The following is a 2,069-nucleotide window of genomic DNA, read 5'->3' on the forward strand; positions in this document are numbered from 1 at the left end:
CGCGGCGACGCCGGCGGGCAGGGACGCGGCCGCGAGGGCGGCGCCCGGCGCGATGACCGCGGCCGGCCGCAGGTAGTCGAGCAGCGCTCGCACCCGGTTCCGGAAGACCTCGGCGGATCCGAAACCGCCGGGCGGGGCGGCGGCGGTCGGTACGGCGCCGAGCACGAGCGCGCCGAAGAAGGCGGTCAGGAAATCCGGCGAGGTCGGCAGTGCCAGCAGCACCCGATCGCCCGGCGCGACCCCGGCCTCGGCGAGAACGGTCGCCGCGCGGCAGGCGGCGGGCGCGAGATCGTCGTGACGCCAACGGATATCGGCATCGGCGGGATCAGCGCCCCGATCGGGGACGAAGATCGTGGACGCCGCGTCGGACCCGCGGTCGGCGTGGGCGAACAGCGCGTGCACGATGCTCGGGTAGGGGACGGATAGGGCAGGGGTCACATTTCCTCCCGCAGGTAGGCGACGATGTCGGCGACCGTGTTCAGCCCCGCCGCGGCGTCTTCGGGGATGTCGATCCCGAACGCGCGCTCGAGCTGGATGGTCAATTCGATGGCGGTCGGGGAGTCCAGGCCGTAGTCGACCATGCGGGTGGCCGGGTCGATCTCGTCGGCGGCCACCCACAGCACCTCGCCGACGATGGCGCGCACCCGCGACTCGATCTCGGCGGCGGAGCGGATGTCGGGGGTCATCCGAACAACTTCCCTTCCCTGATGCAGGCGCGCACCGACTCTTCGAGGTCGACGCCGTCACCGGTGTCGATGCGGTGGAAGCCCACCTCGGGGAAGGCGACCGCGAGGGTGTCGCGCACCCGCAGGTAGCCCTCGCGCAGCGCGCCGAGGCGTTCCGATGTCTCGTGCGCCTCCTTCGGGCCGGTGCCCGAGCGCGCGGTGCAGCGAGCCGCGGCCTGCTCGGGCGGGGTGTCCAGCCACAGCACCGCGTCCGGCAGCGTCGTGCGGAACCGGGCGGCGAATCCGTCGATCGACGCGCTCACCTCGCGCCCGACCAGATCGGCGATCTCCGACAGCAGCCGCCAGATGTCGGGATCGCTGCCGAGCCTGGCGGCCTGGGCGCGCTGCCAGGCCAGGATGGTGTCGAAGGTGCCCGGCTCGTGCCGTTCGAGCACCTCGGCGATCTCGTGTTCGCGGTCGTGGCCGTTCCACTCGGGTCCGGCCAGTGCGACGTAGAGCGGGCCGTAGACGAGCAACTCGATCAGCGGATGCCGCTCGAACACCAGCACGTCCGGCGACCAGGTGTCGAGGAAATGGCGCTCCACCGGACCGAACAGCGTCATCTGCAGGTACATCGCCGTGGCCTTCATCTCCACACTGGAGATCTCGTCGCAGCCGACGCTGAAAGCCTTGAGCTGCCTGGACAGCTCCGTGAGCGGAACATCCCGGGTGTTGTGGAAGTCCGGGCAGGTCATCGAGGCGAACGCGGCGGGATCGGCGGCGGGCGCCAGCTCGCGCAGGCGCGCCATGATCGAGGACTTGCCCGCGCCGTCGATGCCGACCACGGCGATCCGGCGGGTCATCGGTCGTCCTCGCGCAGCTGGGCCAGCACGGCCTCGGTGAGTTCGGCGGGAGCCGCGGTGCCGTCGAGGCGCACCCAGCCCAGTTCCCGGGAGAGCGCGTCCAGCGCCTCGTGGCTGCGCTGCTGGAAGTCCAGGAAAGCCCGTTCGTCGCCGTAGCCGCTCTCGTAGTCGCTGCGCATCTGTTTGCGCCCCAGCGCGTCCGCCGGGGTGACCGCGAGGTAGAAGGTGCGATCCGGCTCCGGGAATCCGGCCGTCAACCGACGCAGCACCGCCGGGTCGCCGCCGTGCGCGACCTCGGTGGCGTAGTACTTGTACCAATACGCGTTGGCCAGCACGATGTCCGCGCCGCGTGCGGCCGCGAGATCCAGCGACAGCTGCATGGCGTGGAACAGGAAGTGCGCCCGGCTCAGCGGCGAGAGCATCTCGAGATAGCCGTAGATCTCGGAAGGCCTGCGCCACGGCAGCTTCGAGGACACCTTCGGATCGAGGAAGGCATCCCAGATCGTCACCGCGGCCACGGTCTGGCCTTGCGCCTCGAATT

General features: G+C 71.0%; 4 protein-coding genes. All 4 read right to left on the bottom strand.

The features are described from left to right. The coding region (locus tag ON26_RS27285) for an AMP-binding protein (RefSeq protein ID WP_157172023.1) at positions 1 to 438 on the bottom strand (438 nt) is incomplete at its 3' end. Further along, positions 435 to 686, bottom strand: a complete 252-nt coding sequence (locus ON26_RS27290; RefSeq protein ID WP_040800451.1) for an acyl carrier protein — start codon at positions 684 to 686, stop codon at positions 435 to 437. The genes ON26_RS27290 and ON26_RS27285, both read right to left, overlap by 4 nt. After that, positions 683 to 1,528 (bottom strand): hypothetical protein, encoded by an 846-nt coding sequence (locus ON26_RS27295; RefSeq protein WP_040800453.1) that lies wholly within the window; start codon positions 1,526 to 1,528, stop codon positions 683 to 685. Before ON26_RS27295 ends, ON26_RS27290 begins: the two co-directional genes overlap by 4 nt. Continuing rightward, positions 1,525 to 2,069 (bottom strand): dTMP kinase (locus ON26_RS27300; protein ID WP_040800455.1); only part of this gene is annotated, 545 nt, incomplete at its 5' end. The genes ON26_RS27300 and ON26_RS27295, both read right to left, overlap by 4 nt.

The organism is Nocardia higoensis NBRC 100133 (assembly GCF_000308595.1).
GTDB lineage: Bacteria > Actinomycetota > Actinomycetes > Mycobacteriales > Mycobacteriaceae > Nocardia > Nocardia higoensis.